Source organism: Campylobacter sp. S4:11 (assembly GCF_024723695.1).
Lineage (GTDB): Bacteria > Campylobacterota > Campylobacteria > Campylobacterales > Campylobacteraceae > Campylobacter_D > Campylobacter_D jejuni_C.
On record NZ_JANQDC010000058.1, the window covers coordinates 1 to 1,232 of the forward strand.

The 1,232-nt window shown below is 23.9% G+C and carries 2 pseudogenes; both read right to left on the reverse strand.

The features are described 5' to 3' along the window. A pseudogene (locus CAMP5053_RS08115) lies at window positions 1-511 on the reverse strand (hypothetical protein); the annotation flags it as partial. Beyond that, window positions 511-1,232, reverse strand: a pseudogene (locus CAMP5053_RS08120) (hypothetical protein); the annotation flags it as partial. The pseudogenes CAMP5053_RS08115 and CAMP5053_RS08120, both read right to left, overlap by 1 nt.

The window sequence follows — 1,232 nt, forward strand, 5'->3', positions numbered from 1 at the left end:
GAATTATTCTTACATTTTTATTATGAATTTCATTTACATAAGATAAGATTTGTTCTTGATTTAGTATAGTTGTATTTTTTTCTATTTTACATTGATATTCTAGATTGTTTGGGCTTGTTATATGGTAGCTTTGTCCTTCTGTTGTAGGTATAATTTCAGGTTTAACATAATTATCATTTTTTTCAGCTATCCATAGAGGATTTTTGATTTTTTTAACCTCTTCTTCTAAATTTTCAATACTTGTAGGTATATATTTTGGAATGAGTTTGTTGCCTTTTTTGTTAAAAATGATTTTACCTAAATAAATGCCAAATTTGGGATTATAAAATTTATCAAGTTCACTATCTATTAAGTATCCAATTGACCAATAATTTTTTTCACTAGGACATATATTATTAAAACATTTTATATTAGTATTTACACCTAAATAAAATGCATTTGGTTCTTTTCTGGTTTGTAAAAATTGTTCATATTTTTTTTTATTTGGTAATGGTCCTATGTTATTATTCATTATATTATCCTTGTTTTTTCCCTAAATTTTCCAGCAACAATCCTAGCATCCCTTTCACTTGGTTGTATAAAATATAAAGGAGAATCTGTTAAATTCTTTTTTTTATCTTTTATAGCTACAATCTTTTTTCTACTTTCATAGTAGGTTTTATTTATAAAACATTTTTGTGTTCCATATTCTACACTATCAAAAAGCAAACATTTTTTATTGTAAGCATTAAAAATATCATGATAATTCCATTGTATATACAAATTTACTGTGTTTAAAAAAAGTAACCTTTCTAAGCTATTGTTGGAGTTGATATTTATATGACTAACATAAAAATGTCTAAATTCATGTATGATGGTATCGATGAAATCAATAAAATACGTTTTTGGGTTTAAACTCAAAATATTATTTGTAAAATCATAAGTTCCAGAATCCCCGTTATTAGGATTATTTGTAATTATAGGTAAATCTTTTTCATTTATATTTAATCTTTTGGCAAAGTTTTTTAAAAAATCTTCTATAATTTCTATATGAATGTTTTCATTTTGAATTTTTTTTTCAAAGGTAAGCTTATAAATGGGAGTTTGATTATAAATTTCTGAGGCAGTTGTATAAAATTTCTCTCTTTTTTTTATGTATTCATCTCCATCTTTTACGCTTTTTATAAATTTTTCATTCGCTAAATCAAACCTATAATAAATATAAGCAATTTTTCCGGCAAGTTGAGGGTAAG